Source organism: Bartonella sp. AU18XJBT, assembly GCF_028618595.1.
Classification (GTDB): Bacteria; Pseudomonadota; Alphaproteobacteria; order Rhizobiales; family Rhizobiaceae; genus Bartonella.
Map to the genome: position 1 here is coordinate 7,501 of NZ_JAQITE010000042.1, position 2,830 is coordinate 10,330.

Consider the following 2,830-nt stretch of genomic DNA (forward strand, 5'->3'; position numbering starts at 1 on the left):
TACAAAAAATAAAACATGGCTTGCCTTTCCCTGTAAGAGTTTCTGCTATTTTAACTACTAAGGACTTTCTCATTCCATACGCCATAATCAATTCGCCACGGTCTGCTTCTTTTAGAAACCCTCACAAAACAAGCTGTAAGCGCTTCTTGTTGATGATCTAAAAGCTTTTTCGGTTCTTTTTTCTTAAGCGCCGTTTCTCTTGTTTCTTCAAAAGGACTCCAATCTATTTGACCATTTTCTCAATCAAACAGATTAGTCCTTGTGAATCCGGATCTCTTGGACTGCAAAATTATGAGAAGCATTATCTCTCCACTCTGTTTTGGTGCTATCGATAAGAATATGACAGGTGAGGATCTTTTTCTAACTGGCTGCTATAAAAACGATCAATATCTTCTTTCTTAACCTAATAATTTGTACTATAAAGCTTATAGTGCACCATCGCTCATACTATATTTGTTCGTCTATATTACATCCAAGGTACATCCTTGTAAAGCAGCGTTGCTATATGAGGAAAAGTCTTATTGCTATCCTATCATCCTTCATTAGAGAACTTTCAAAATAAACCTTCATTCTAGATGGAGCATAATGGAAGCATCATGAAAGCAGAACAAAATGTACGAGAGCTTAAACACCCGTAAGGCTATAGCTTGAGGGGGGGCTTGAAAATCTTCCCTCTCTCAAAAACGCAATAGCCCATATAGACATGCCATTAAAAAGCTGTACTCACCGTTCTATCTTAAAAACCTATTTCTCAATCCTTCCAAAAAAGAGCTATAGTCGTTCTACTATACTTATTTTTACACAACGTACGCATCCTTTGCTTTAGAGGCAATGGGAGCGATGAACCATTGATTTGTCAAAACGCCTATAAACTCATGGGCATATAAGTGATGAGGCAGTGTTACCAACGCTCCAAGCGGGATGTACAGCACTTTTGCGAGATGACCAACGAGAGGGCTGGGAAACGGGTGATTTTATCCTTATTGGACAATTAATTTTGCTCAATGTCAGGAGGGAGAAAAAACATGGGTGGTAAATAGTGTGAGACATAAACGCACAAATCCAATCCATACTATAAAAGCGTCTGGAGAGCTGAAAAAGCTTCTTACATCTATCCTAACATTACATAAAGCAACTTAAGAGAAAAAACTTCCATAAGCTGCATAGCCCTATCCTTGTTGGATAATTTTGGCGCAATGTACTATCTGTTTTGAAAGGGGCAATCTCGCACCATCTCTGGACCATCTGCTCTAGCCCCTTTTGCCGCTTCTAGGGTGGTATGTTCTTTGAAGGAGTGATGATTTTTGCAATCTTTTTTAGAAACAAGCATGATGAGGCAAAAATCTTCTGTCGTGAGAAAAAGAAGAAATGGCTTTGTGCTTTTGCAACAATTGGTACTGACGTTGGAACAGAAACTGGCAACGAGGAGGGGGAGAACCATAGGGCGGTGTGATCACAATAAATTTTATCCCCCGTTATAGAATATCGGCTTTTATAAGCTATAGAGAAGGTTATGCCGAGGTGATAGGGGACCTTAAGTCTAAAGATAATTCTCAAGTAATCCTAAGAGCACAAAATCTTATGGTGATTAGAAAAAAGACTTTCTTCTATCTTATCTCCTTATTCCACTTGCTCTAAATACTACTTGTTATAGAGCTAGAACAATATTTTTACCAGAAAGCCATACTTCTTAATCCTCACAAGATATACTTCTTCACTCAAACTTCCATCTATATTGCTTTTATTAGAACTGGGGCTTTATAGAATATGTAATTTATACGCATAAAGGCTTTGCAGGGATTAAATCTCAACTCAGATTTTCTCTCTTTATAGAGTTAGAAAAGCAGCTATGGATGGTCTTTTGTCTCTTTAAAGCCGGCAGAACATTCTTGCAGCAATTTTATAATAAAGAAATTCAGAGATATCACCGTCTGTGAAAATGTGAACACATAATAGCTTGAGATAATACCTTAAAACTAACAGCATATCTTTCACACGAGTGATTTTAAACTAGAACTTCGTTATAGCTGCTTAAAGAAATGCTAAAAAATATGTCGTCTTTGAGAACATGACATAAAAAAGAAATTTCTTTTGGACTAAACATTGCATCAGAAACGCAGGTAACACAAAGTCGCTTTTTACCTTGGATAACGCTGTTTCATGAACCTTGATAAATTCCGATCTACTGTTCTCAACACAGCTTCAGTGGTACGGTATGCTTTGCCACAAATGATCAGATCAAATTCCGGTAATCCATACTGCTTTTTCGCACTCTATATCACTTGAATTGATTGCTAAGGTGTAAGCAATCTAAGTCGTTGTGTTTTATAAGAAGGGGTGGCTTTGTGCTTTTGCAGCCATTGGTATTGACGTTTGAACAGAAACTGGCAGTGGGGAAGGAGAAGTTATAGAGCACGTGATCACTTTATACGCAAGGTCGTCTCTCTCTATCCTCTGTACAAGGAGCTACAGATCGGATAATTTTTTACCCTACCTTAAATATACTTTTGTGAAAAGCACTTTAAAGGTTGTGTTTTATTTTATTCGAAATGCTTTTATGGAAAGAGTTCATTGCGCTAAGGGCAAGGAAAAAAACATGTAAGATTCCAATGATAATGAAGAACCTATCTATGAAGTTATACTCTGATCTTATTTAATTTCTACTAAATCACCATCAAGCACTATAGGATATTCAGTCGTTTGAAAAAAGGATTTTATTTTTTCAGAGCTTGAGGTGCGAATAAATTGAGATTTCCGCATAAAGCAAACATGGAAAAATTGTGATTTATGGATAATGTCTTTTATCAGATAAGAGGATGAGAGGATGATA

The 2,830-nt window shown here is 36.9% G+C and carries 2 protein-coding genes; one reads left to right on the forward strand and one right to left on the reverse strand.

The window, feature by feature from the left end; translation table 11 throughout:
* Positions 1-1,297 precede the first annotated feature (1,297 nt).
* Positions 1,298-1,453 (forward strand): hypothetical protein, encoded by a 156-nt coding sequence (locus PVV60_RS08570; RefSeq protein ID WP_273724291.1) that lies wholly within the window; start codon positions 1,298-1,300, stop codon positions 1,451-1,453.
* A gap of 1,196 nt (positions 1,454-2,649) precedes the next feature.
* Here the strand turns inward: PVV60_RS08570 and PVV60_RS08575 are convergent.
* The coding region (locus PVV60_RS08575) for a hypothetical protein (RefSeq protein ID WP_273724293.1) at positions 2,650-2,830 on the reverse strand (181 nt) is incomplete at its 5' end.